The organism is Bradyrhizobium sp. 41S5 (assembly GCF_011516665.3).
Classification (GTDB): Bacteria; Pseudomonadota; Alphaproteobacteria; order Rhizobiales; family Xanthobacteraceae; genus Bradyrhizobium; species Bradyrhizobium quebecense.
The window spans coordinates 8,111,001-8,131,204 of sequence record NZ_CP083721.1; the positions used below are offsets into that span (position 1 = coordinate 8,111,001).

The 20,204-nt window shown below is 64.8% G+C and carries 20 protein-coding genes; 8 read left to right on the forward strand and 12 right to left on the reverse strand.

Going from position 1 to position 20,204, the window contains the following annotated elements; translation table 11 throughout:
• Positions 1–93 precede the first annotated feature (93 nt).
• Both HAP47_RS38855 and HAP47_RS38860 read right to left on the reverse strand, forming a co-directional pair.
• Positions 94–1,128, reverse strand: a complete 1,035-nt coding sequence (locus tag HAP47_RS38855; RefSeq protein WP_171947882.1) for a D-alanine--D-alanine ligase family protein — start codon at positions 1,126–1,128, stop codon at positions 94–96.
• Entirely contained in the window at positions 1,125–2,153 is a 1,029-nt protein-coding gene (locus HAP47_RS38860) for a putative zinc-binding metallopeptidase (protein WP_173640248.1), read from the reverse strand. Before HAP47_RS38860 ends, HAP47_RS38855 begins: the two co-directional genes overlap by 4 nt.
• A 248-nt stretch (positions 2,154–2,401) precedes the next feature.
• Between HAP47_RS38860 and HAP47_RS38865 the strand changes: the two genes are divergently transcribed.
• Positions 2,402–2,839, forward strand: a complete 438-nt coding sequence (locus HAP47_RS38865) for a hydrogenase (RefSeq protein ID WP_173640247.1) — start codon at positions 2,402–2,404, stop codon at positions 2,837–2,839.
• A gap of 78 nt (positions 2,840–2,917) precedes the next feature.
• Here the strand turns inward: HAP47_RS38865 and HAP47_RS38870 are convergent, their stop codons facing one another.
• The 8 genes from HAP47_RS38870 to HAP47_RS38905 all read right to left on the reverse strand — a co-directional run bounded on the left by HAP47_RS38870 (position 2,918) and on the right by HAP47_RS38905 (position 9,485).
• A complete protein-coding gene (locus tag HAP47_RS38870) occupies positions 2,918–4,216 on the reverse strand; it encodes an RNA polymerase sigma factor (protein ID WP_173640246.1) in 1,299 nt (432 codons plus the stop codon).
• Positions 4,217–4,232: 16 nt separating this feature from the next.
• Entirely contained in the window at positions 4,233–4,583 is a 351-nt protein-coding gene (locus HAP47_RS38875; RefSeq protein WP_173640245.1) for a YciI family protein, read from the reverse strand.
• A gap of 18 nt (positions 4,584–4,601) precedes the next feature.
• Positions 4,602–4,973 (reverse strand): YciI family protein, encoded by a 372-nt coding sequence (locus HAP47_RS38880; RefSeq protein WP_173640244.1) that lies wholly within the window; start codon positions 4,971–4,973, stop codon positions 4,602–4,604.
• A 196-nt stretch (positions 4,974–5,169) separates the two neighbouring features.
• Entirely contained in the window at positions 5,170–5,865 is a 696-nt protein-coding gene (locus tag HAP47_RS38885) for an AprI/Inh family metalloprotease inhibitor (protein ID WP_173640243.1), read from the reverse strand.
• The gene (locus HAP47_RS38890; protein WP_173640242.1) at positions 5,865–6,848 is read right to left on the reverse strand and encodes a 2-hydroxyacid dehydrogenase; all 984 of its coding nucleotides are present in this window, start codon (positions 6,846–6,848) and stop codon (positions 5,865–5,867) included. Before HAP47_RS38890 ends, HAP47_RS38885 begins: the two co-directional genes overlap by 1 nt.
• Positions 6,848–7,636: an ABC transporter permease gene (locus HAP47_RS38895; RefSeq protein ID WP_173640241.1), complete on the reverse strand. Its 789-nt coding sequence runs from the start codon at positions 7,634–7,636 to the stop codon at positions 6,848–6,850. Before HAP47_RS38895 ends, HAP47_RS38890 begins: the two co-directional genes overlap by 1 nt.
• Entirely contained in the window at positions 7,633–8,421 is a 789-nt protein-coding gene (locus HAP47_RS38900) for an ABC transporter ATP-binding protein (RefSeq protein ID WP_231168673.1), read from the reverse strand. The genes HAP47_RS38895 and HAP47_RS38900 overlap by 4 nt, the downstream gene beginning before the upstream one ends.
• A gap of 32 nt (positions 8,422–8,453) precedes the next feature.
• Positions 8,454–9,485, reverse strand: coding sequence for an ABC transporter substrate-binding protein (locus tag HAP47_RS38905; RefSeq protein WP_173640239.1), 1,032 nt, complete (start codon positions 9,483–9,485; stop codon positions 8,454–8,456).
• Between the two features lie 145 nt (positions 9,486–9,630).
• Between HAP47_RS38905 and HAP47_RS38910 the strand changes: the two genes are divergently transcribed.
• Positions 9,631–10,437, forward strand: a complete 807-nt coding sequence (locus HAP47_RS38910; RefSeq protein ID WP_173640238.1) for a creatininase family protein — start codon at positions 9,631–9,633, stop codon at positions 10,435–10,437.
• Positions 10,438–10,583: 146 nt separating this feature from the next.
• On the forward strand, positions 10,584–10,847 hold the full coding sequence (locus HAP47_RS38915) for a hypothetical protein (protein WP_173640237.1): 264 nt from the start codon (positions 10,584–10,586) through the stop codon (positions 10,845–10,847).
• A gap of 195 nt (positions 10,848–11,042) precedes the next feature.
• On the opposite strand, the gene HAP47_RS38920 is transcribed toward HAP47_RS38915, so the two are convergent.
• A complete protein-coding gene (locus HAP47_RS38920; protein ID WP_173640236.1) occupies positions 11,043–11,312 on the reverse strand; it encodes a metal-sensing transcriptional repressor in 270 nt (89 codons plus the stop codon).
• Positions 11,313–11,649: 337 nt separating this feature from the next.
• Between HAP47_RS38920 and HAP47_RS38925 the strand changes: the two genes are divergently transcribed.
• The 5 genes from HAP47_RS38925 to HAP47_RS38945 all read left to right on the forward strand — a co-directional run bounded on the left by HAP47_RS38925 (position 11,650) and on the right by HAP47_RS38945 (position 18,040).
• Positions 11,650–11,952, forward strand: a complete 303-nt coding sequence (locus HAP47_RS38925; protein ID WP_173640235.1) for a hypothetical protein — start codon at positions 11,650–11,652, stop codon at positions 11,950–11,952.
• A gap of 235 nt (positions 11,953–12,187) precedes the next feature.
• Positions 12,188–13,831, forward strand: a complete 1,644-nt coding sequence (locus HAP47_RS38930; RefSeq protein WP_173640234.1) for an NRAMP family divalent metal transporter — start codon at positions 12,188–12,190, stop codon at positions 13,829–13,831.
• Positions 13,828–14,067: a hypothetical protein gene (locus HAP47_RS38935; RefSeq protein ID WP_173640233.1), complete on the forward strand. Its 240-nt coding sequence runs from the start codon at positions 13,828–13,830 to the stop codon at positions 14,065–14,067. The genes HAP47_RS38930 and HAP47_RS38935 overlap by 4 nt, the downstream gene beginning before the upstream one ends.
• 307 nt (positions 14,068–14,374) lie before the next feature.
• Entirely contained in the window at positions 14,375–16,366 is a 1,992-nt protein-coding gene (locus tag HAP47_RS38940; RefSeq protein WP_173640232.1) for a carbohydrate porin, read from the forward strand.
• A 198-nt stretch (positions 16,367–16,564) separates the two neighbouring features.
• On the forward strand, positions 16,565–18,040 hold the full coding sequence (locus HAP47_RS38945) for an FAD-dependent monooxygenase (RefSeq protein WP_173640231.1): 1,476 nt from the start codon (positions 16,565–16,567) through the stop codon (positions 18,038–18,040).
• Between the two features lie 102 nt (positions 18,041–18,142).
• Here HAP47_RS38945 and HAP47_RS38950 read toward each other — a convergent pair whose 3' ends face one another.
• Complete coding sequence (locus HAP47_RS38950; protein ID WP_173640230.1) at positions 18,143–19,768, reverse strand: FMN-binding glutamate synthase family protein; 1,626 nt, start codon at positions 19,766–19,768, stop codon at positions 18,143–18,145.
• Between the last annotated feature and the right edge of the window lie 436 nt (positions 19,769–20,204).

The following is a 20,204-nucleotide window of genomic DNA, read 5'->3' on the forward strand; positions in this document are numbered from 1 at the left end:
CTGATGCAGCGCAGCCTTTAAGGCGTTATCAAGCGAAGTGGACGCCGGTTCGCGAGAAGAAAACGCGTCAAAACAGGAATCGAGAGCTTCGTTTCAGCCCAGGGATACGCCGGCCTTGGCGCGGCTGATCCCGAGCGCCACAATGCGATTCAACAGAACCGGATAGTCCAATCCGTCATGCCCGGCGGCTGTCGCGAACTCCTGGCTCTTCGCGATTTCGGGATTGGGATTGGCTTCAATGAAATATGGAACGCCGTTGGTGGACAGGCGGAAATCGATGCGCGCGTAGCCATCGAGCCCCAAGGTCCGGTAGATGCGTTTCGCCAGCCGTTGAATATGAGCGGACAGTTCCGGCGTAAGATCCTCGGCCGGCCCGTCCGCAATTCCGATCCGCTCCTGGTAGCTGGTATCGTGCTTGACCTTTTCGGTGGCGATCTGGCGTGCAGCGGGGCCGCCCATGCTGCCGAACTTCAATTCCCAAACCGGCAGGACGCGCAACCTGTTGTTGCCGATCACGCCGACATAGAGCTCACGGCCCTCGATGAACTGCTCGGCGATCGCCGCCGTTCCGATCCGCTCATGGATGAAGGCGACGCGCTCCGCAAGCTTCTCGTCGGTATCGACGATCGACGCCTGCGAGATGCCGAGCGATCCATCGCTGCTCAGGCTCTTGACGATCAGCGGCAGCGCAAGCCGCGGCGGACGCTTGACCTTGCGGCGCATCGGGAACACGGCGAAGGCCGGCACCGGGATGCGGCGGTGATGCACCAGCGTCTTGGACAGATCCTTGCCGCGCGCCAGGATCAGGCCGCGCGGATTGCACCCGGTATAGGGGATCTTCATCAGCTCGAGATAGCTCGCGATGTGCTGGTCATACACGACGTCGTAGTGAAACTCCTCCAGCAGCGTGAACACCACGTGCGGCTTGAAGCCCTCGATCTCGTCGCGCACCGGCTTGATTTCCTCCTGCACGCCGAGCGGACGAACCTCATGACCCGCGGCGCGCAGGGTACTCACCACGTCGTATTCGGTTTTCCACTCGTTGATTTCCCGCGCGGAGTATCCGTCGCTGGAGTCCGGCGGCACACAGTCCGGGTGCATCAGCACCAGAATGCGAAAGTGTTTCATAGCGCGATCCATTTGCGGCGCGACGGGCCGAACAACGCATGCATGGTCTTGGCTGTCAGCAGGATGGTGAAATTGGTCACGAGCTTCTGCTCGGGGCCGACGGCACGCAGGTTGAGCTCGCGGCAGCGCGAGATCATGTCGTCGAGCACGGCATCGAGCGTCAACTGGTTCTCGCCCGTCCACCGCGCGACCAGCTGCCTGATCTGGGCGCGGTGCCGCCTGATGAAGACCGCGGCCGCCGGATGCCGTTGATGCCGCGGATCGGCGGAGAACAGCTTGGACAGATCGCGGTCGTAGGTCTTCGGCGGCGTGAAGGCGTAGAACGCCTGCTTCTTCTTGTAGTGTTCGCCCAGCGTCTGCTTGAGCGTATGCAGCGGATCGACCCGCTCCCGCGTCGTGAGCAACGGCCGCTCACCTGCGATCTCGCCCATCAGCTCGTCGACATATTCGAGCTTCTTCAGCGCCGGCCAGCCGGCATACCGCGTCCGCCAGTTCGAGCGCGGCCGCAGCCACACCGCGAAGGTCTCGGCGAAATCCTCGTCCGGATGGCTCTGCGCGTACCACAGCCTGAGATGCTGGACGTAATTGCGGCTGGCCGGATTGGGCCGGTAGTAGCGCGGGTAGTGTTGCGACGACGGGCCGAACAGCTGCTGCCAGCGCCGGCGGCGTTGCAGCTGGTAGCCGTGCTGTATTGCGTGCCCCGCCTCGTGGCGGAGGATGGCCATGCACTCGGACCACGAGGCGCCCTCGACGTCGAGCATCATCTTCTTCTCGAGCTTCATCAGCCGGGGATGGGCGAGATAGAAGGGAATGGCGATGCCGGGCACATCCGCCGGGCTGAACCATTCGCTCGAGATCCAAGTGTGCGGCCGCAGCCGGATGCCGCGCTCTTCGAGCTCTTCGTAGAGCGTGCTGACACAATCCGCGAGCCAGGTGCCTTCGACCGCAACCCTCAGACTGCTGAGGCGTTGCTCGAGCAACTGCGCATCTGTGAGCTTCTCCCAGGAATATTTGCGACGCGGCATAGGCTTCCAAAGTCAAAAAAACAAACCGGAATCGCGATGGTGTCATAGGTTGCCGCCGGCAACAACCGCCGGACTTTTCCGCCAGGACTCCGGCCCGCGCCGCTTGGCATCAACCCCGCCCCGGTGCGTCCGCCGCAGGGTCGGCGGGACACGGAGAGCCCAGGCTACGGTCCAGATCGCCGGCGGGGCGCCTTCGTACTTTCTGCTATGATCGGCCGATTCTCAGGCAAGCTATTTGAGAGGCGAGAATGGATTATCGGCGGAGTCTGCTTTTTCACGGCATGGCCCTGTTCCTGATCGGGCTGTTGACCGGCCTTCTCGAGCAGCACTTCAACAATGTGCGGATGGCGCTCGCAGCGCATCTCGAAGGCGTGATGAATGGCACGTTCCTGCTGGCGGTCGGCGCGATCTGGAGCGAGGTCAGGCTGCCGCCCCGCGCGGGCGTCGCGGCTTACTGGGCGCTGCTGTGCGGAACGTATGGCAACTGGGCCGTGACGACGCTCGCCGCCGTTCTCGGAACCGGCGCGCTGTCGCCGGTCACTGCGGCCGGGCGTGGTGCCGCCCCGTGGCAGGAAACGCTGGTGACCATCGGATTCGTCTCGATCGGTCTTGCGATCATCGCAGCATCGATCCTGCTGCTGTGGGGGCTGCGCGGCAAGGCTGCCCTTGCCCATGACGCGAGATAGCTCCTCCTGACTTCTCCGTCGCTTGCGCTCATCCGGGCTACGCAATTACGTTCTTCATCGAGATCGGGATGTATTTTTTCACGACTGGCCGTGATCCTGCGCGGCGCGTGCCGCGACCGCCGCGCGTCGCTTGAGGAACTCGCGCTCGCGTGCGTTGCCGGCTAATGCGGCAGCGGCCTCGAACGCGGCGTGCGCCTCCGCGAAGCGGCTCAACCGTTGCAGCAGATCGCCGCGCACGCTCGGCAGCAGATGGTAGGCTTTCAGCGCCGGCTCGTCCGCAAGGCCGTCGACGATCGCAAGCGCCGCCAGCGGCCCTTCGGCCATGCCGATCGCGACCGCGCGGTTGAGCTCGATCACCGGCGAATTCAGCAGCGCGGCGAGATCGCCGTACAGCGCGGCGATGCGGCGCCAGTCGGTCGCGTCAGGCGTGTCGGCCTCGGCGTGGCATGCGGCGATCGCGGCCTGCAGCGCGTAGAAGCCGCCGCCGCCACCGAGCTCGCGGGCGCGCGCCAGCGCCAGCTGCCCGCGGCGGATCTGCAGGCGATCCCACAGCGCGCGGTTCTGGTCCATCAGCAGGATCGGCTCGCCGGCCGCATCGGTGCGCGCCGCTATCCGCGAAGCGTTGAATTCCATCAGCGCCAGCAATCCGTGCGCCTCCGGCTCCTGCGGCGCGATCGAGCTCAGCACGCGGCCAATGCGCAGCGCCTCGTTGCAGAGCTGCGGCCGCAGCCATTCGTCGCCGCGTGCCGCCGTATAGCCCTCGTTGAAGATCAGGTAGGCGACCTCGAGCACGGAGGCAAGCCGCTCCGACAGCGCCTCGCCGCGCGGCGTCTCGTAGGCCAGACCTGACTCCGACAGCGTGCGCTTGGCGCGCACGATGCGTTGGGCGATGGTCGCCTCCGCCTGCAGGAAGGCGCGCGCGATCTCCTCGGTGGTGAGGCCGCAGATCATCCGAAGCGCCAGCGCGGCGCGGGCCTCGCGCGACAGCAGCGGATGGCAGGCGGTGAAGATCAGCCGCAGCAATTCGTCGCCGATATCGTCGTCGAGCGCGGAATCGAAATCGGGCATGGTCTCCTGCTCCCGCACCAGATCATGCGCAAGCATGCCGTGCTTCTCGGTCAGCATGCGATTGCGCCTGATATGATCGAGCGCACGCCGCTTGGCGGTCGCCATCAGCCAGGCACCCGGCTTCTCCGGCACGCCACCGAGCGGCCAGTGCTCGAGCGCCGCGATCAGCGCTTCCTGGGTAAGATCCTCGGCGAGCGGCACGTCGCGCAGCATCCGCGACAGGCTGGTGATCAGTCGCGGCTGCTCGATGCGCCACACACCGAGGATGGTGCGCTTGATCTCGTCCTCCGTCACGCTGGCCACCGGCATGCGACGGAGGCGACCGTCAGCAGTCCATGAAGGGGCGAACCTCGCATGACAGTTCCCAATCCGGCATATGGTCAAGATGAAGCTGCATGAACTCGACGGCGCGCGCCACGGCTTCCTCCTTGTCCTTCAGCTCGAACACGGCGTAGCCGCCGACCACCTCCTTGGCCTCCATGAAAGGACCGTCGGTGACGGTGAGCTTGCGATCCTTGATCTTCACTTCCGCGCCCGCCGTGCGCGGCAACAGCGCGCCGGTATCGAGCATGCGGCCGGCCGCGATCTCGCGTTCGGCAAGCTTGCCGATCGCCTCCCTCAATGGCGGATTCGGCAGCATCGGCTTCTCGGCCACCAGGACATACATGAAGCGCATCGCCCATCCTCCTCCGGCTCACTCGGGACACTGTCCGGCAAAGCCTGCGAAGGCGCGGACCTCGCAGGTGCCTTGCCAGCCGGGCATGTGATCCTTGTGCAGTTGCATGAACTCGACCGCGAGCGCCACCGCCTCTTCCTTGCTACCCAGCTCGAAGATCGCGTAACCGCCGATCACCTCCTTGGCCTCGACGAACGGACCATCGACGACGCTGAGATGGCCGTCGACAATGCGGACTTGTGCGCCGGTCGCGAGCGGCATCAGCCCGCCGGTATCGACCATGCGGCCGGCCTTGATCTCGCGGTCGGCGAGCTTGTGCATGGCGTCCAGCAGCGCCGGGGTCGGCTGTGCCGGCGACTGGGGCGAAGTGACGATCGACATAAAGCGCATGAAATGCTCCTGTTTGCGGCAAGCCACGGGGATAATCGCGGTGAAATCGGCTCGCTATGGGAGACGACGATCCGGAAGCCGCCGGATCGACAGGGGCTCGGGATTTATTTTCGGGGGCCAGCGAGAAGCAGATCGTACCCGCCCCATCGTCGTCCCTGCGAAAGCGGGGACGGCACGGAGTTTGTGGCAGCGCCGCCTATTGATCCCGCAGCATGATCAGCGGGTCGGCGCTGTCGGGAATGCGGCGCCATTGGGCGTTGTCGTCGGCCTCGAACTGCCAGGTCTCGCCCTTGGCCGACATCAGGATCATCTGGCCATGGTCGAGCCGCCACAGCGTCGGATTGAAGGCCGCGACTGCGGGATCGCATTTGCCTTTCAGGAACACCTGAAAATTGTCGTTGCCGGCGTCGGTGTTGGTCAACACAAGGGCGCAGATCGCCTGGCCGTTGCCGCGGACCATCGACCAGTCGCCGATCATCTGGTCCATCGACTTGGCGAGCGCGCGGGCCGCTGCGAGGTTTTGCAGGATGTAGACGCCCTCGTTGGTGCGCATGCCCTCGAAGATGCCGGTCTCGACCTCGGTGAAATCGATCACGGCCTCGCCGGCCGCATTATGCAGCCGCACGATGTCGCCGAGGCCCTTGATGCTCCAGCCGGTGATGTCCTTGGTGAAGGGCAGCGCTGCGGCGCAGGCCGGTTCGAGCTCGAGCTTGAATCCTTGCGGCGTCGCCTCGCTCTTCAGCGTCACGACGCAGGTCTTGCTGCGCTCGGTGGTGGCGAGCTCCCACTGCCCGATCATGTCCTTCTTCAACGTCGAGACGTCCTGCGCGGCTGCCGGACCGCACGCGGCCAGCAGCAGACACAACACGAGGTTGAAGCGGGACAGCGGCATCAGCGGCCCTTTACCGGCGTTTCCGCAACCGGCGTCAGCGGCGGCTTGCCCGCGAACCAGTTCGTGATGTTATCGACCACGAGCTGGTCCATCGCATTGCGCGTCACCACCGAGGCCGAACCGATATGCGGCAGCAGCACGACGTTCTGCATCGCCTTCAGTTCGTCCGGCACATTCGGCTCGGCCGCGAACACGTCGAGGCCGGCGGCGAGGATGGTGCCGGATTTCAGCGCCGCGACCAGTGCCGGCTCGTCGACCACGGAGCCGCGCGCGACATTGATCAGCACGCCGCGCGGGCCGAGCGCCTTCAGCACGTCGGCATTGATCATCTTCGCGGTCGAGGCGCCGCCCGGCACGATGACGATCAAGGTGTCGACCGCCTTCGCCATCTCGATCAGATCGGGATAGTGCTTGTAGGCGACGTCCTTGGACGGATTGCGCGAATGATATGACACCGGCACGCGCGAGGCCTCGAGCCGCCGCCCTATCGCCTGGCCGATCCGGCCCATGCCGACGATGCCGATCTTGCGGTCGCGCAACGAGCCGACGCTGAGCGGATAATTCTGGGTCTGCCACAGACCGGAGCGCACGTAGCGGTCGGCCTTGACGAATTCGCGCAGTGTCGCGATCAACAGCCCCATCGCGACGTCGGCGACCTCCTCGGTCAGCACGTCGGGCGTGTTGGTGACCACGATATTGTGATCCCGCGCATAGCCGGAATCGACGTGGTCGTAGCCGACGCCGAAGCTGCCGACGATCTCGAGCTTCGGAAACATCGCCATCGCGGTCTTGTCGGTCGCCATCGTGTGATAGGTGACGGCGATGCCGCGGATCCTGGCCATCGTGTCGGGCGTCAGGCGCTCGAGGTCGCCGCGGCTCTCGGCCCGGTGCAGCACGTATTGATCGGAAAAGCCGTTTTCGAGGATTGGCCGGATCGGTCCATAAACCAACAGATCGATCTTTTCGGAAGAAATCGGGGCCATCAATTGTCCTTTCCTAACGCGCTTTCATGCCAACGCCGCAACAGAAGGTGCGAAACTAGCGCCAGCACCCCATAGATGACAATCCCGGCCAGCGATAGCAGCAGAAGTGCTGCGAACATGCGTGGAATATTCAGCCGGTAGCTCGATTCAGCGATCCGGAAGGCAAGGCCCGAGCCGGCGCCGGCGCTGCCGGCCGCGATCTCCGCCACCACGGCACCGATCAGCGACAGGCCGCCGGCAATGCGCAGGCCGCCGAGGATATAGGGCAGCGCCGCGGGCAGCTTCAGGAGCAGCAGCGTCTGCAGCCGTGAAGCGCCATAAAGTTGAAACAATCCGGCGAGGTTGCGATCGACCGAGTTGAGGCCGAGCGTGGTGTTCGACAGCACCGGAAAGAACGCCACGATCCAGGCGCAGACGATCACCGCGGTCTGCTGTTGCAGATAGATCAGGAGCAGCGGCGCGATCGCGATCACGGGCGTGACCTGCAGCACCACCGCGTAAGGGAACAACGAATATTCCAGCCATTTGGACTGGTTGAACAGCAGCGCCAGCACGACGCCGCCGACCGCAGCCGCGACGAAACCTTCGAGCGTGGTCAAGAGCGTGACACCGAGCGATTGCGACAGCACCGGCCAATCCGCAACCAGTGTTTTCAGCACTAGGAGCGGGCTCGGCAGCACATAGGGCTGGATGCCATAGGCGCGGACGATCGCCTCCCAGAGCACGACGCCCGCGGCAAACACCGCGAGCGGCAGCAGAAAGCGGACGAGGTCTTGCGGAGACTTCATGCGCCCGCCTGCCCTGCATAGGACGGCGCCAGCGCGCCCGAGACCTCGCGGCAGAACGCGGCATATTCGGCCGAGGTGCGGAACTCCTCGCCGCGCGGCTCCGGCGAGGTGATGCGAAACTCCGCGCCGATCCGACCCGGTCGCGCCGTCATCACGATCACGCGCTGCGAGAGATAGACCGACTCGAACACCGAGTGCGTCACGAAGATGACGGTCTTGTGCAGGTTGTGCCACAGCGACAGCAGGTCGTTGTTGAGGCGAAAGCGCGTGATCTCGTCGAGCGCGGCGAACGGCTCGTCCATCAGCAGGATATCGGGATCGGTGACCAGCGCGCGCGCCAGCGACACCCGCATCTTCATGCCGCCAGAGAGTTCGCGCGGATAGGCGCCAGCGAACTCCGCCAGCCCGACCTGATCGAGCGCGGCCTCGATGCGCGCTTCGGCGTCGGTCGTAGGCAGCCGGGCGAGCTTCAGCGGCAGGCGGACATTGTCGCGCACATTGGCCCACGGCATCAGCGTCGGCTCCTGAAACACGAAGCCGATCCTGTGGCTGCCGCGCGGCTCCACGCCGTGATGGGCGAGCTCGACCGTGCCGGCGCTCGGCGTGGCGAGGCCGGCAATCAGCCGCAGCGCGGTGGATTTGCCGCAGCCGGAGGGGCCGAGCAGCGAGACGAGCTCGCCGCGTCTCACGTCGAGGTCCAGCGGCCCGAGCGCTCTCACTCTGCTGTCATAGGTCTTGGTGACGCCGCGCAGGCGCACGGCAGACCCGGCATCAGGCCAAGACAACGCAGGCTCCGCCATCGCGCGTCCGCACCCCGTCAGTTCTTCGGCCTGAGCTCGACGCCGACCGCCTTGTTGACGAAGCGCAGCGTGTAGCCCTGGCGATAGTCGATGGTGCTCTTGACCACGCCGGCGCGCACCATCTTGTCGAAGAAGCTCGCCATCCGCTCGTCGGTCATGGCGCCGATGCCGTTCTTGATGGAATCGCCTGAATCGACGATGCCATGCTCGCGCATCTTGGCGACGCAATAGGCCAGCAGCTCGTCGTTCATCTCCGGATTGAGCTTCTTGATCATCGCATTGCCGGCCGAGTTGTCGCCGTAGACGTAAGTGTACCAGCCGACAACGGAAGCATCGACGAAGCGCTGCACCAGATCCGGCTTCTTGTCGACCAGGTCGCGGCGGGTCTCGATCAAGGTCGAATAGGAGTTGAAGCCGTAGTCGGCGAGCAAGAGCACGTTCGGCTTGAAGCCGGCGGCTTTCTCCACCGCAAAGGGCTCCGAGGTGACATAGCCCTGCATCGCGGTCTGCTTGTTCACGATGAAGGGCTGCGGGTTGAAGGTATAGGGCTTCACCTTGTTCTCGTCGAAGCCGTATTCGGATTTCAGCCACTGGAAGTAGCTGGTGATACCTTCCTTCGAGATCAAAAGCGTCAGCGGCTTCAGATCCTCGATCTTGCCGACCTTGACTTCGGGATGGGTCAGGAAGACCTGCGGGTCCTTCTGGAACATCGCCGCGACGGCGACCAGCGGTACGTTGTTGGTGACGGCGTCGAAGGTCTGCAGCGAGTTCGCGCTCATGAAGAAGTCGAGCTTGCCCGCGATCAAGAGCATGCGGTTGTTCTCGTTGGGACCGCCGGGCACGATAGACACGTCGAGGCCGTATTTCTTGTAGGTGCCGTCGGCAAGCGCCTGGAAGAACCCGCCATGCTCGCCCTCGGCGACCCAATTGGTGCCGAACGAGACCTTGTCCAGAGTCTGCGCCCGCGCCGGGAGGAGGCCTGCGGAAACGCCGAGAGTGGCGGCCAGAAGGGCCGTGGTTAACGCTCGCGGCAAAAAGGCCGGGATCATGGTTGGACTCCGTCGATCATTATGGCCCATGATGGAAGGCGGGAAGACGTGGACCGCGCCCGGAGACGCGAACGCCTCGGTGATGTTAAACAAACTAGCCTGCAAATCCATCCCATGAAACGCTTGTATTGAAACGACCGGCTTGATGACCTCGACGCTTCCGCCCCGTGACTGGACCGCCATCCACTGGCCCGACCTCGCGAGGGACGCGGCCGCGCGCTGGATCGCGGTGCTGCCGCTGGCCGCGACCGAGCAGCACGGGCCGCATCTGCCTGTTGGAACCGACGTCATGATTGGCGAGGCGTATCTGGCGCGGGTGCAGGAGCTGCTGCCGGCGGCCATCCCGGCCACGTTCCTGCCCCTGCAGCCGGTCGGCATCTCCACCGAGCACATCGATTTTCCGGGCACGCTGACCCTGCCAACCAAGGTGGCGCTGAATAGCTGGATGGCGCTCGGCGAGAGCGTGGCGCGCGCCGGGATCAGGAAGCTCGTGATGGTGACGAGCCATGGCGGCAATTCCGCCGCGATGCAGCTCGTGGCGCAGGATTTGCGCGCGCAACATCACATGCTGGTGGTGACCACAAGCTGGTCGCGCTTCGGCACGCCCGACGGGCTGTTCGATGCCGACGAATTGCGCCACGGCATCCATGGCGGCGCGGTCGAGACCTCGATCATGCTGGCGAAGTATCCGCAACATGTGCGCAAGAATGCGATCGCGGATTTCAAGCCCGCGAGCGTGCAGATCGAGAAGGATCACCGCTTCCTGTCGACCCAGCGGCCGGCGCCGTTCGCCTGGCAGGCGCAGGACCTCAATCCGAGCGGCGCGATCGGCGATGCGACCAAGGCCTCGGCCGAGAAGGGCGAGAAGCTGCTCGAGCACGGTGCGCGCGCGTTTTGCGAGCTGCTGGCCGACGTCGACAGGTTCGATCCGGGCGTATTTCGGGGCAACTGACCCGGCATTCCTTCGTCTTGGCGGAGGCGACGAAACAATCCACGAAACCATGTTTCCGGCACGGTCTTCGAACCGGAACCGAAAAGCGTCCGTCCAACGGGCATGCGGACCATACAGGCGCCGCCCTCAACAGGATGGAGTATCCCATGTCGATCAAGACCAAGTTTGCCGCCCTCGCCCTCACCGCGCTCGCCGTGACGGGCACCATCGCGTCCACGACGTCGCAGGCCAATGCCAAGCCGTATGGCTGGGGCTGGGGCGTAGGTGCGGGCCTTGTCGGCGCCGCCATCGTCGGCAGCGCGATCGCGGCCAGTGACGGCTATTATGACGGCGGCTATCGGCGCTGCGCCTGGGTGCGCCAGTTCGACGCCTACGGCAACTACATCGGCCGCGTGCGCTCCTGCTACTGATCGACGGGATTTTCGTAGTTTTTTCGAGCGAAGTGGGCACCGGTTCGCGTGAAGAAAACACGTCAAACAAGAATCCAGAGCCGAATAGGCTCTAGGGCTGCGGATCCTGCGTTGGGCACGGGTCCTCATCCACCCCGTGTCGCACACGACCCGTCCGGCGATCCCCCCGGGCGGGTCGATTCTTGAACGCAGCGATCACAGATATTTTGCAATCAGCCGGAAGTCGCGCAGCATGTTGCGGCCCTTCGGACCCGATACCTTCAGCGTCTCCTCCAGGCTGTGGCCGATGTGATCGTGGATCAGCGCCTTCTTGGCACTCTCGATCGCGCTCTCCACCGCCTGCAATTGCTGGGCGATCTGCGCACAGGGCCGGCCCTGCTCGATCATCTCGACAATGGTCTCGAGATGGCCGTTGGCACGCTTCAGGCGCCGGGCGATCGCGGCGTGCGGATGGTCGTCTGACATTCGGTTCTCCTATCCTCCAGGGAGGATAATCATGATCCTCCCTGGAGGATAGCAGAATCGGCTTGACAGGCCATTGTGGCAGGCGTAGTGCCCCATCGTCGGAACATGCGTTCCGCACCGGGGTCTGACCCCGGACATCAACCCGACCACGAGCCAACACAGAAGGCACATGGGCAGTAGCAACTCAGGCGACAGTAGACCGCTGACGGGACTATTGACGCCGCAACACAACAAGACTGATCGCGCAGATTTCGCCTGCGTGGATGGGTGGTCACGCCTCACGTAACCGCCTGCTCCTCACCGGCCTGCCGCGCGACAGCGGAAGTGGAGGTGAGCGATGTTCGAAAAGCTCGCAAAATTCCGGCAAGCAAGCCCGCGGCGCGTTGTCGAGCCGCGGCAGATTCCGCCGCGGGCGGCCACCTATTCCAATGACAACCTGCCGGGCTTTCGCCGCCCGGCGGACCGCTGGCGTCCAACCCCGGCCTGTCATTGGATCCTGATCGACGGCCGCCTGGAGTGCCGGTGGACCGTCGACGACACCGGCGGGGATCTCGATCATCGGCGGCGCGCGGGCCGGTATTTTGGCCCGCGCGTGACAACTGCGCGTCACGCTGCGGCAAAGCCGCGGCTGTGCGCTTGAACCTTTTTCGCATGATCTCGTCCGGAAAACCGCTGCGCACTTTTCCGGATCATGCGCCAGGAGGCCAGTATGGACGACGGACCTAGTCGTCCCGTTGCGCGCCATTGCGGCGCGGCAGCGGGATTCTCGACCTGCATCACATCTGGAAATGCCGCTGCTCACGGCAGCGGAGACGTGCGCGCCTGACGGTCCGCGTCCCTCTTGCCGTGCCCAAAGGGCGGCGAGGAGACGCGATATGACCGAAACCAAGTCCACCCAAACCGCCATTCTCGACACCGCGCATGCCGGCGACATCCGCGGCGCGCTCGGCAGCATCGCGCGGGACGACACCGCGCCACGCGCGACCTTGCTGGCCCGGTTTAAGACCCTGCTGGCGATCGTCGGCCCCGGCCTGATCGTGATGGTCGGCGACAACGATGCTGGCGCGTTCGGCACCTATACCCAGGCCGGTCAGAACTACGGCACCACGCTGCTGTGGACGCTGCTGCTTTTGATCCCCGTGCTCTACGTCAACCAGGAGATGGTGGTGCGGCTCGGCGCCGTCACCGGCGTCGGCCATGCCCGGCTGATCTTCGAGCGCTTCGGCAAGTTCTGGGGCGCCTTCAGCGTCATCGACCTCCTGGTGCTGAACGCGCTGACCATCGTCACCGAATTCATCGGCATCACCTTCGCGCTGCATTTTCTCGGCGTCTCGCAGTTCTGGGGCGTGCTGGCCTCGGCTGTTATCGTGATGCTGGCGGTCTCGACCGGCGACTTCCGCCGTTTCGAACGCTTCGGCATCGTGCTGGTCGCAGGCAGCCTGCTGCTGGTACCCATCATCCTGATGGTGCATCCGCCGGTCGGGCAGATCGCGGCTGATTTCTTCGTGCCGAAGATGCCCGAGGACGCCAAGCTCAGCGAGGTGATGCTGTTGATCGTCGCGATCGTCGGCACCACGGTGGCGCCGTGGCAATTGTTCTTCCAGCAGAGCTATATCGTCGACAAGCGGATCACGCCGCGCTTCATCCGCTATGAGCGGCTGGATCTGTGCATCGGCATCGTGCTGGTCGTGGTCGGCGCCGTCGCGATGATCTCGTTCTGCGCCGAGGTATTTGCCGGACGGCCGGAATTCGGCAATTACACCGACGCGCTGGGGACCGCGGTCGGGTTGGAGAAATATGCCGGCCGGCTGCCGGCGGTGCTGTTTGCCCTCGCACTGCTGGATGCCTGCATCATCGGCGCGGCCGCGGTCTCCCTCTCAACGGCCTATGCGATCGGCGACGTGTTCGCGGTCAAGCACTCGCTGCACCGCAAGCCGTGGGACGCGAAGGGCTTCTACAGCGTCTATTGCGGCCTGATCGTGCTCGCCGCGGTGCTGGTGCTGACGCCGGGCACGCCGCTCGGACTGCTCACCAACGCGGTGCAGACGCTGGCCGGCGTGCTGCTGCCGAGTGCGACCGTGTTCCTGCTGCTGCTGTGCAACGACCGCCACATCCTCGGGCCGTGGGTCAACTCCGTCAGTCTGAACCTGTTCACGGGCGCGGTGGTCGCGGGCCTCGTGATGCTGTCTGTGATCCTGACTGCCGCGGTGCTGTTCCCGGATCTCAGCGAGGCATGGATCATCGGCATCCTGGTCGGCGGCAGCCTGCTCGCGCTCGCAGTCACCGCGGCGGTCAAACTGTACGAGATGTTGTCGCACGGTCGCGCATCCTCCCGCTTCAAGCACAAGCCGCCGCTGTTCGACCGCGACACCTGGCGGATGCCGCCGCTCGACCGGCTGCCACCGGCGCGGCTCAGCCCGTTGAGCCGGATCTGGATGCTGGTGCTGCGCGGCTACCTCGTCGTCGCTGCCGGCCTCGTGCTGCTGCGCATCGTCCAGCTCGCCACGGTGGGGGCGTGACCGCGCCTGGCCGCGGCCGGCGATGGGGCGCGATCGTGTTGTTCAGGCTGGCAAGCGCCATCCTGCGCGGCGCCACCGCGCTCTATCAGCGGCGTGTGATTTCAGGCGCCGAGCTGCGGACGGCGCTGTCGATGGCGCGATGTGTCGAACGAGCCGGCGCCAGGGTCGCGCTCGGCAGGATGTCGCGACCCGCCTTGATCAAGATAAAGGACGAAGACAATGCTGACATCGATTGAACGGTCGGTTCTCGACCGATTTGCCACAGATGCGCGGGCGTTCGCAGCGGATGAGGCCCGCAGCCTCGGGGTGTTACGCGACTGTCATAGTGGCGTGCAAATCGGAGAGGTATCCGGCGCGCATCAGTTGCTATTGCGAATTACTTGCAACAAACCACAGCGGATGCTAGGTGCTGGTCTGGCTTTGGATAGGGCGATACGGATCGGACCGGGGACGGCGGGCGATGAATTCAAATCTCGGGTGGCAAGTGGCCGCCAAATCTGCAATGCCGGGCGAAATCGCCAACCGTTCGCGGAAAGCCGCGTCATGACCTGCGTCCGTCTCTTCCGGGTTCGGATCGCCGCCGGCGCAGCGCTCGGCGCGGCGGCATTCGGCACGCCGGCGGCCGCGGCCGATATGGCCGTCAAGTCACCGGCCATTAACGCGGTGGTCTACAGCTGGACCGGCTTTTATGTCGGCGGCCATGTCGGCTATGGTGACGGCAGCCTCGGTCCCGATACCAATCCGCTTCCCTTGCAGGGTGTCTTCTTTCCTCACAGTGTCACAGGAGGGATCGGCGGCTTCCAGGTCGGATACAATCACCAGTTCGCAAACAGCATCGTGCTCGGCGTCGAGGCGGATGCGACATTCGTGGGCCCGGTCGATCTGCCGCGGCGCAGGCTCGGCCCCTTCAACTCGTCGATCGACTATGTCGGCACCGTGCGCGGCCGCGCCGGTTACAGCTTTGGCACCTGGATGCCCTACCTCACCGGCGGCTTCGCCTGGGGCCACAGCCAGGTCAGGGTCAACGATGCCGCCGGCGACGTGATCTCGGAGCCCGGTCAGTATCAGACCGGCTGGACTGTGGGCGCCGGCGCCGAATTTGCACTGAGCGGCAATTGGACGGCCAAGGTCGAATATGACTACATCGACCTGTCGCGCCGCACGCTCGGTCTCAACGACTTCGGCATGCCCGGCGTCACCATCGACCCGCGGCTGCATCTGCTGAAATTCGGCCTGAACTATCAACTCGGCGACTCGCCATGGTCGGCGACGCCGGCCAAGCCCCTGCTGCCTGAATCCGACAATTGGTCCGTCCATGCGCAGACGACGCTGATCGGACAGGGCTACCCGGCCATTCGTTCAGCCTATAGCGGCACCGACAGCCTTCCGGCGGGCGGACAGACGCGGCAGACATGGACCACGACTGCCTTCCTCGGTGTGCGGCTGTGGGAGGGTGGCGAACTCTACTTCAATCCGGAGACCGCGCAGGGCTTCGGCCTCAACAGCACGCTCGGCCTCGCCGGCTTCCCGAACGGTGAAGCGCAGAAGGCCGGCGCCGAATATCCGAGGATCCGGCCGCAACGCTACTATTTTAAGCAGACCTTCGGCTTCGGCGGCGAGCAGGAAGACGTCACTGATGGCCCCAACCAGATCGCGGGCAAGCGCGACATCGACCGCCTCACGGTCATCGTCGGGCGCTTTGCAGTGGGCGACTTCTTCGACGGCAATTCCTACGCCAAGGACCCGCGCGCCGATTTCATGAACTGGGCGATGTGGGCCTCCGCCGCCTACGACTTCCCGGCGGATCTGCCCGGCTATACCCGCGGCGCCGTAGTCGAGCTCAACCGCAAGGACTGGGCGGTGCGCGCCGGCGTGTTCCAGGTGCCGGATGCGCCGAACAGCGACGTCCTGACGTTCAAGACCGGCGGCGCAGTGGTGGAATTCGAAGGCCGCTACTCGGTCTTCGATCAGCCCGGCAAACTCCGCGTCGGCGTGTTCGGCAATCGCGGCTTCACCGGCAATTACAGCCAGGCGCTTGCGATCGAAGCCACAGACCCTTCGCTCGACATCAACACCGTGATGGCGGGCATCCGCAAGGACAACCTGAAATACGGCTTCTACCTCAACGCCGAACAGCAGATCGCAACCGATGTCGGCCTGTTCGGTCGCCTGAGCTGGAACGACGGCCAGAACGAGATCCTGTCGTTCACCGACGTCGACCGCAGTCTTTCGGGCGGTGTGTCGATCAAGGGCAGCCGATGGGGGCGGCCGGACGACACGATCGGCATCGGCGGCGCGATCAACGGACTCTCCGCCTCGCACCGCGATTACCTCGCCGCCGGCGGCCTCGGCCTCCTGATCGGTGACGGCGCGCTCAACTACCGGAATGAAGGCATCTTCGAGAGCTATTACGCCTACTCAGTCAACAAGCATCTGACGCTGACCGCGGACTATCAGTTCATCACCAACCCCGCCTACAACGCCGATCGCGGACCGGTGCACATCTTCTCCGGCCGCATGCACGGCGAGTTCTGAGGCGCGCCAACAATGTCGTACCGGCGAAAGCCGGGCCGACATCGAATTTGCCGCGCCGCTCTTCGCAATGATGTCTCGGGATTGGTTCGATAGAGCAAGAGCCCTCTCCCCACTCAGATATATGTAGACCCCCCGGGCTTGCCGCAAGCCCGGGGTCATCCCGTAGAACGCGCACCCAATCGAACGGAGGAGTGCGGGATGCGGGAACATGCTGTGGTGATTGCCGGCGGAGGGCCGACCGGGCTGATGCTGGCATGCGAGCTGGCGCTGGCCGGCGTCGATGTTGCGATCGTCGAACGGCGCGAGAGTCCGGACCTGATCGGCGCGCGGGCGGGCGGTCTGCACGCGCGCACCATCGAGGTGTTCGATCAACGCGGCATCGGCGACCGCTTCGTCGCGCTGGGGACGCGCCATCCGGCGGTGCTGTTCCACTCCCATCTGGTTTCGCTCGAGATCAGCGACTTCCCGACCCGGCGCAATTTCACGCTGGGGCTACGGCAGAACCATATCGAGCGCGTGCTCGGCGAATGGGCCGAGCAACTTGCAGTGCCGATCGATCGCGGGTGCGACGTGACCGGCTTCACGCAGGACGACGATGGCGTCGACGTCGCGCTGTCGGATGGCCAGGTGCTCCGGGCACGGTATCTGGTCGGCTGCGACGGCGGCCGCAGCATCGTCCGCAAGGCGGCCGGCATCGAATTCGCCGGCTGGGATCCGACCAGGAGCTGGCTGATCGCCGAGGCCGAGACATCTGGCGAACCGGAATGGGGCTTTCGCCAGGACGAGACCGGCATCTATGCCATCGGCAAGGTGGAAGACGGTGAACGGGTGCGGCTCGTGCTGACCGAGCGGCAACTCGGCACGGACAGGGAGCCGACCCTGCGCGACGTCAGCGAGCGGCTGGCCGCGGTGTACGGCACCGATTTCGGCATCCACAGCCCGGTCTGGATATCACGCTTCACCGACATGACCCGGCAGGCCGTGACCTATCGCAAGCAGCGCGTGCTGCTGGCCGGCGATGCCGCCCATGTGCATCCGCCGATGGGCGGACAGGGCCTCAATATCGGCGTGCAGGACGCGGTGAATCTGGGCTGGAAGCTCGCCCAGGTGGTCAAGCAGACATCGCCGGACGGCTTGCTCGACACCTATCATTCCGAACGGCATCCGGTGGCGGCCCGCGTGCTGCGCAACACCATGGCGCATGTCGCGCTCAGCCGGACCGACGCGCGCAGCAAGGCGCTGCACGAGATCGTCTCCGAACTGCTGCGCATGGACGAACCGCGCCGAAAATTCGCCGCGATGATGTCCGGCCTGGACCTGCACTACGATCTCGGCGATGGCCATCCGCTGCTCGGACGCCGCATGCCCGATCTCGATCTGGTGACGACCAACGGTCCGCTGCGGGTCTTCGCGCTGCTGCACGGCGCGCGACCGGTGCTGCTCAACTTTGGCGAGCCCGGCGGCTTCGACATCACGGGATGGGCTGATCGGGTTCAGCTGGTCGACGCCGATTACGCCGGCACGTGGGAGCTTCCGGCGCTCGGAACGGTTGCGGCGCCCGGCGCGGTGCTGGTCCGGCCCGACGGCTACGTGGCGTGGGTCGGAGACCGAAGTCAGTTGGGCCTCGCCGAGGCGCTGACCAAATGGTTCGGCGCGCCTGGCAGCACATCGTGAGCGTAGCTGGCGCCGCTGTTTGTGGCGAGAGCTGACCCACTCGCTTGCTCTGCGAGCAAAGCGACCTCCCCTTTTCAAGGGGAGGTTGGAGCATTCACAGCCCTAACCGGCCGGCTGGAACGAGTCTACGCGCGCCATTGCCCAGGCTTCACGGAAGCGGGGATCCTGGGTCCCTTCGAGCAGTTCGCCCGGGCGTAGCGCCGGATAGAGCTGTGCGAAAGTGCGGACGTCGGTGGTCGAGGACCGCTGCGAGAAGTGGATCGGCCGCAGATCCTTGGTGTGCTCGAGGCCGGCGGCGGCCAGCAGCTCGGTCAGCGCGTGCAGGGTCGAGTGGTGGTAGTTGTACACGCGCTCGATCTTGTCGGGCACGTAGAGCGCGCGGTTGCGGATCGGGTCCTGCGAGGTCACGCCGGTCGGGCAGCGATCGGTGTGGCAGCTCAGGGATTGGATGCAGCCGAGCGCAAACATGAAGCCGCGCGCCGAATTGCACCAGTCGGCCCCGATCGCCATCGCGCGCGCCATGTCGAAAGCGGTTGCGATCTTGCCGGCAGCGCCGATCTTGATGCGATCGCGCGCCCCGATGCCGATCAGCGCGTTGTGGACGAAATTGACGCCCTCGCGCATCGGCATGCCCAGATGGTCCATGAACTCGAGCGGTGCGGCGCCGGTGCCGCCCTCATTGCCGTCGACCACGATGAAGTCGGGATAGAGCCCGCTCTCCTTCATCGCCTTGCAGATCGCCAGGAATTCCCAGGGATGGCCGATGCACATCTTGAAGCCGGCCGGCTTGCCGCCGGACAGTTTGCGCATCTGCGCCACGAATTCCATCATCTGCAGCGGCGTCGAGAACGCCCTGTGATAGGCCGGCGAGATACAGTCCTCGCCCATCGGCACGCCCCGGATCTTCGAAATCTCCTCGGAGACCTTGGCGGCCGGTAGCACGCCGCCATGGCCGGGCTTGGCGCCCTGGCTGATCTTGAGCTCGACCATCTTGATCTGGTCTTCACCCGAGACGCTTGCGAAGAGCTCCGGGTTGAAAGTGCCGTCGCGGTTGCGGCAACCGAAATAGCCGGAGCCGATCTCCCAGATGATGTCGCCGCCCATCTCGCGGTGATAGGGGCTGACGCCGCCCTCGCCGGTGTCGTGGGCGAAGCCGCCCTTCTTGGCGCCGGCATTCAGCGCCCGCACCGCGTTCGGGCTCAGCGCGCCAAAGCTCATCGCCGAGATGTTGAAGACCGAGGCCGAATACGGCTTGGCGCAGTCGGGGCCGCCGATGGTGATGCGGAATTTCTCGTCGGCGCGCGGCTTCGGCGCCACCGAATGGTGCATCCACTCATAGCCTTCGCGGTAGACATCCTCCTGGGTGCCGAACGGCCGCTTGTCGAGCACCGCCTTGGCGCGCTGATAGACCACCGCGCGGGTGTCGCGGGAGAACGGCATGCCGTCCTTCTCGCTCTCGAAGAAATACTGCCGCATCTCCGGGCGGATTTCCTCGAGCAGGAAGCGGACATGTGCCGAGATCGGGTAGTTGCGCAACACCGCGTGGTTCTTCTGTGTGAGATCGCGGATGCCGAGCAATGTCAGCGCGCCGAAGATCGCCAGCGGGATCAAGACGATCTTGAAGACCTTGTGGTCGAAAATTCCGACCAGCAGCAGCAGCGCGGTGACGACGGCGCAGATCGTCAGCACGATGAAGCGCGGCGAGAACGGAAGCAGCATCGTATCCATGGAATCCCCCGGTCTGCCTTGAATGCCCTGTCGACGGTGAGCCTAATCCAACTCGCGGAACAAGTGCACTACGGTTATACGGCCGAGCAGTCACAGATGTGACAACCGCCCGGTTGGGCGGGTGCGGCATCAATCAAATCGGAACGAAATCGCCTTTTGCAGTGCAACGAAGCAGAGCTCCACAAAGACTGCGCCCCCCTTTCCCGCTTGCGGGCAGGGCTATCGCACATGCGCCCGCGGGCTTCTGCAAACTGACCTGTCCACTCGTCATTGCCCGGCTATGGAACAAGGCCGATAGCCGCCGTCGCCGGGGCGCTGCCAAAATATCGAAAACAACCCCATGCAAAGTAGCCGGCGACTGCCGGCGTTCGACAAGGCAGCTTGACTCGTCGGGCAAATCAGCGGCATTCTTCCATTATCCAGAAATCGTGGAGAG

Coding starts and splice junctions, on each gene's coding strand:
- HAP47_RS38870 (WP_173640246.1), bottom strand. CDS start 4,216: ATGCCGGTGGCCAGCGTGACGGAGGACGAGATCAAGCGCACCATCCTC.
- HAP47_RS38915 (WP_173640237.1), top strand. CDS start 10,584: ATGTCGATCAAGACCAAGTTTGCCGCCCTCGCCCTCACCGCGCTCGCC.
- HAP47_RS38865 (WP_173640247.1), top strand. CDS start 2,402: ATGGATTATCGGCGGAGTCTGCTTTTTCACGGCATGGCCCTGTTCCTG.
- HAP47_RS38905 (WP_173640239.1), bottom strand. CDS start 9,485: ATGATCCCGGCCTTTTTGCCGCGAGCGTTAACCACGGCCCTTCTGGCC.
- HAP47_RS38910 (WP_173640238.1), top strand. CDS start 9,631: ATGACCTCGACGCTTCCGCCCCGTGACTGGACCGCCATCCACTGGCCC.
- HAP47_RS38890 (WP_173640242.1), bottom strand. CDS start 6,848: ATGGCCCCGATTTCTTCCGAAAAGATCGATCTGTTGGTTTATGGACCG.
- HAP47_RS38920 (WP_173640236.1), bottom strand. CDS start 11,312: ATGTCAGACGACCATCCGCACGCCGCGATCGCCCGGCGCCTGAAGCGT.
- HAP47_RS38930 (WP_173640234.1), top strand. CDS start 12,188: ATGACCGAAACCAAGTCCACCCAAACCGCCATTCTCGACACCGCGCAT.
- HAP47_RS38895 (WP_173640241.1), bottom strand. CDS start 7,636: ATGAAGTCTCCGCAAGACCTCGTCCGCTTTCTGCTGCCGCTCGCGGTG.
- HAP47_RS38855 (WP_171947882.1), bottom strand. CDS start 1,128: ATGAAACACTTTCGCATTCTGGTGCTGATGCACCCGGACTGTGTGCCG.
- HAP47_RS38885 (WP_173640243.1), bottom strand. CDS start 5,865: ATGCCGCTGTCCCGCTTCAACCTCGTGTTGTGTCTGCTGCTGGCCGCG.
- HAP47_RS38925 (WP_173640235.1), top strand. CDS start 11,650: ATGTTCGAAAAGCTCGCAAAATTCCGGCAAGCAAGCCCGCGGCGCGTT.
- HAP47_RS38880 (WP_173640244.1), bottom strand. CDS start 4,973: ATGCGCTTTATGTCGATCGTCACTTCGCCCCAGTCGCCGGCACAGCCG.
- HAP47_RS38940 (WP_173640232.1), top strand. CDS start 14,375: ATGACCTGCGTCCGTCTCTTCCGGGTTCGGATCGCCGCCGGCGCAGCG.
- HAP47_RS38945 (WP_173640231.1), top strand. CDS start 16,565: ATGCGGGAACATGCTGTGGTGATTGCCGGCGGAGGGCCGACCGGGCTG.
- HAP47_RS38950 (WP_173640230.1), bottom strand. CDS start 19,768: ATGGATACGATGCTGCTTCCGTTCTCGCCGCGCTTCATCGTGCTGACG.
- HAP47_RS38860 (WP_173640248.1), bottom strand. CDS start 2,153: ATGCCGCGTCGCAAATATTCCTGGGAGAAGCTCACAGATGCGCAGTTG.
- HAP47_RS38875 (WP_173640245.1), bottom strand. CDS start 4,583: ATGCGCTTCATGTATGTCCTGGTGGCCGAGAAGCCGATGCTGCCGAAT.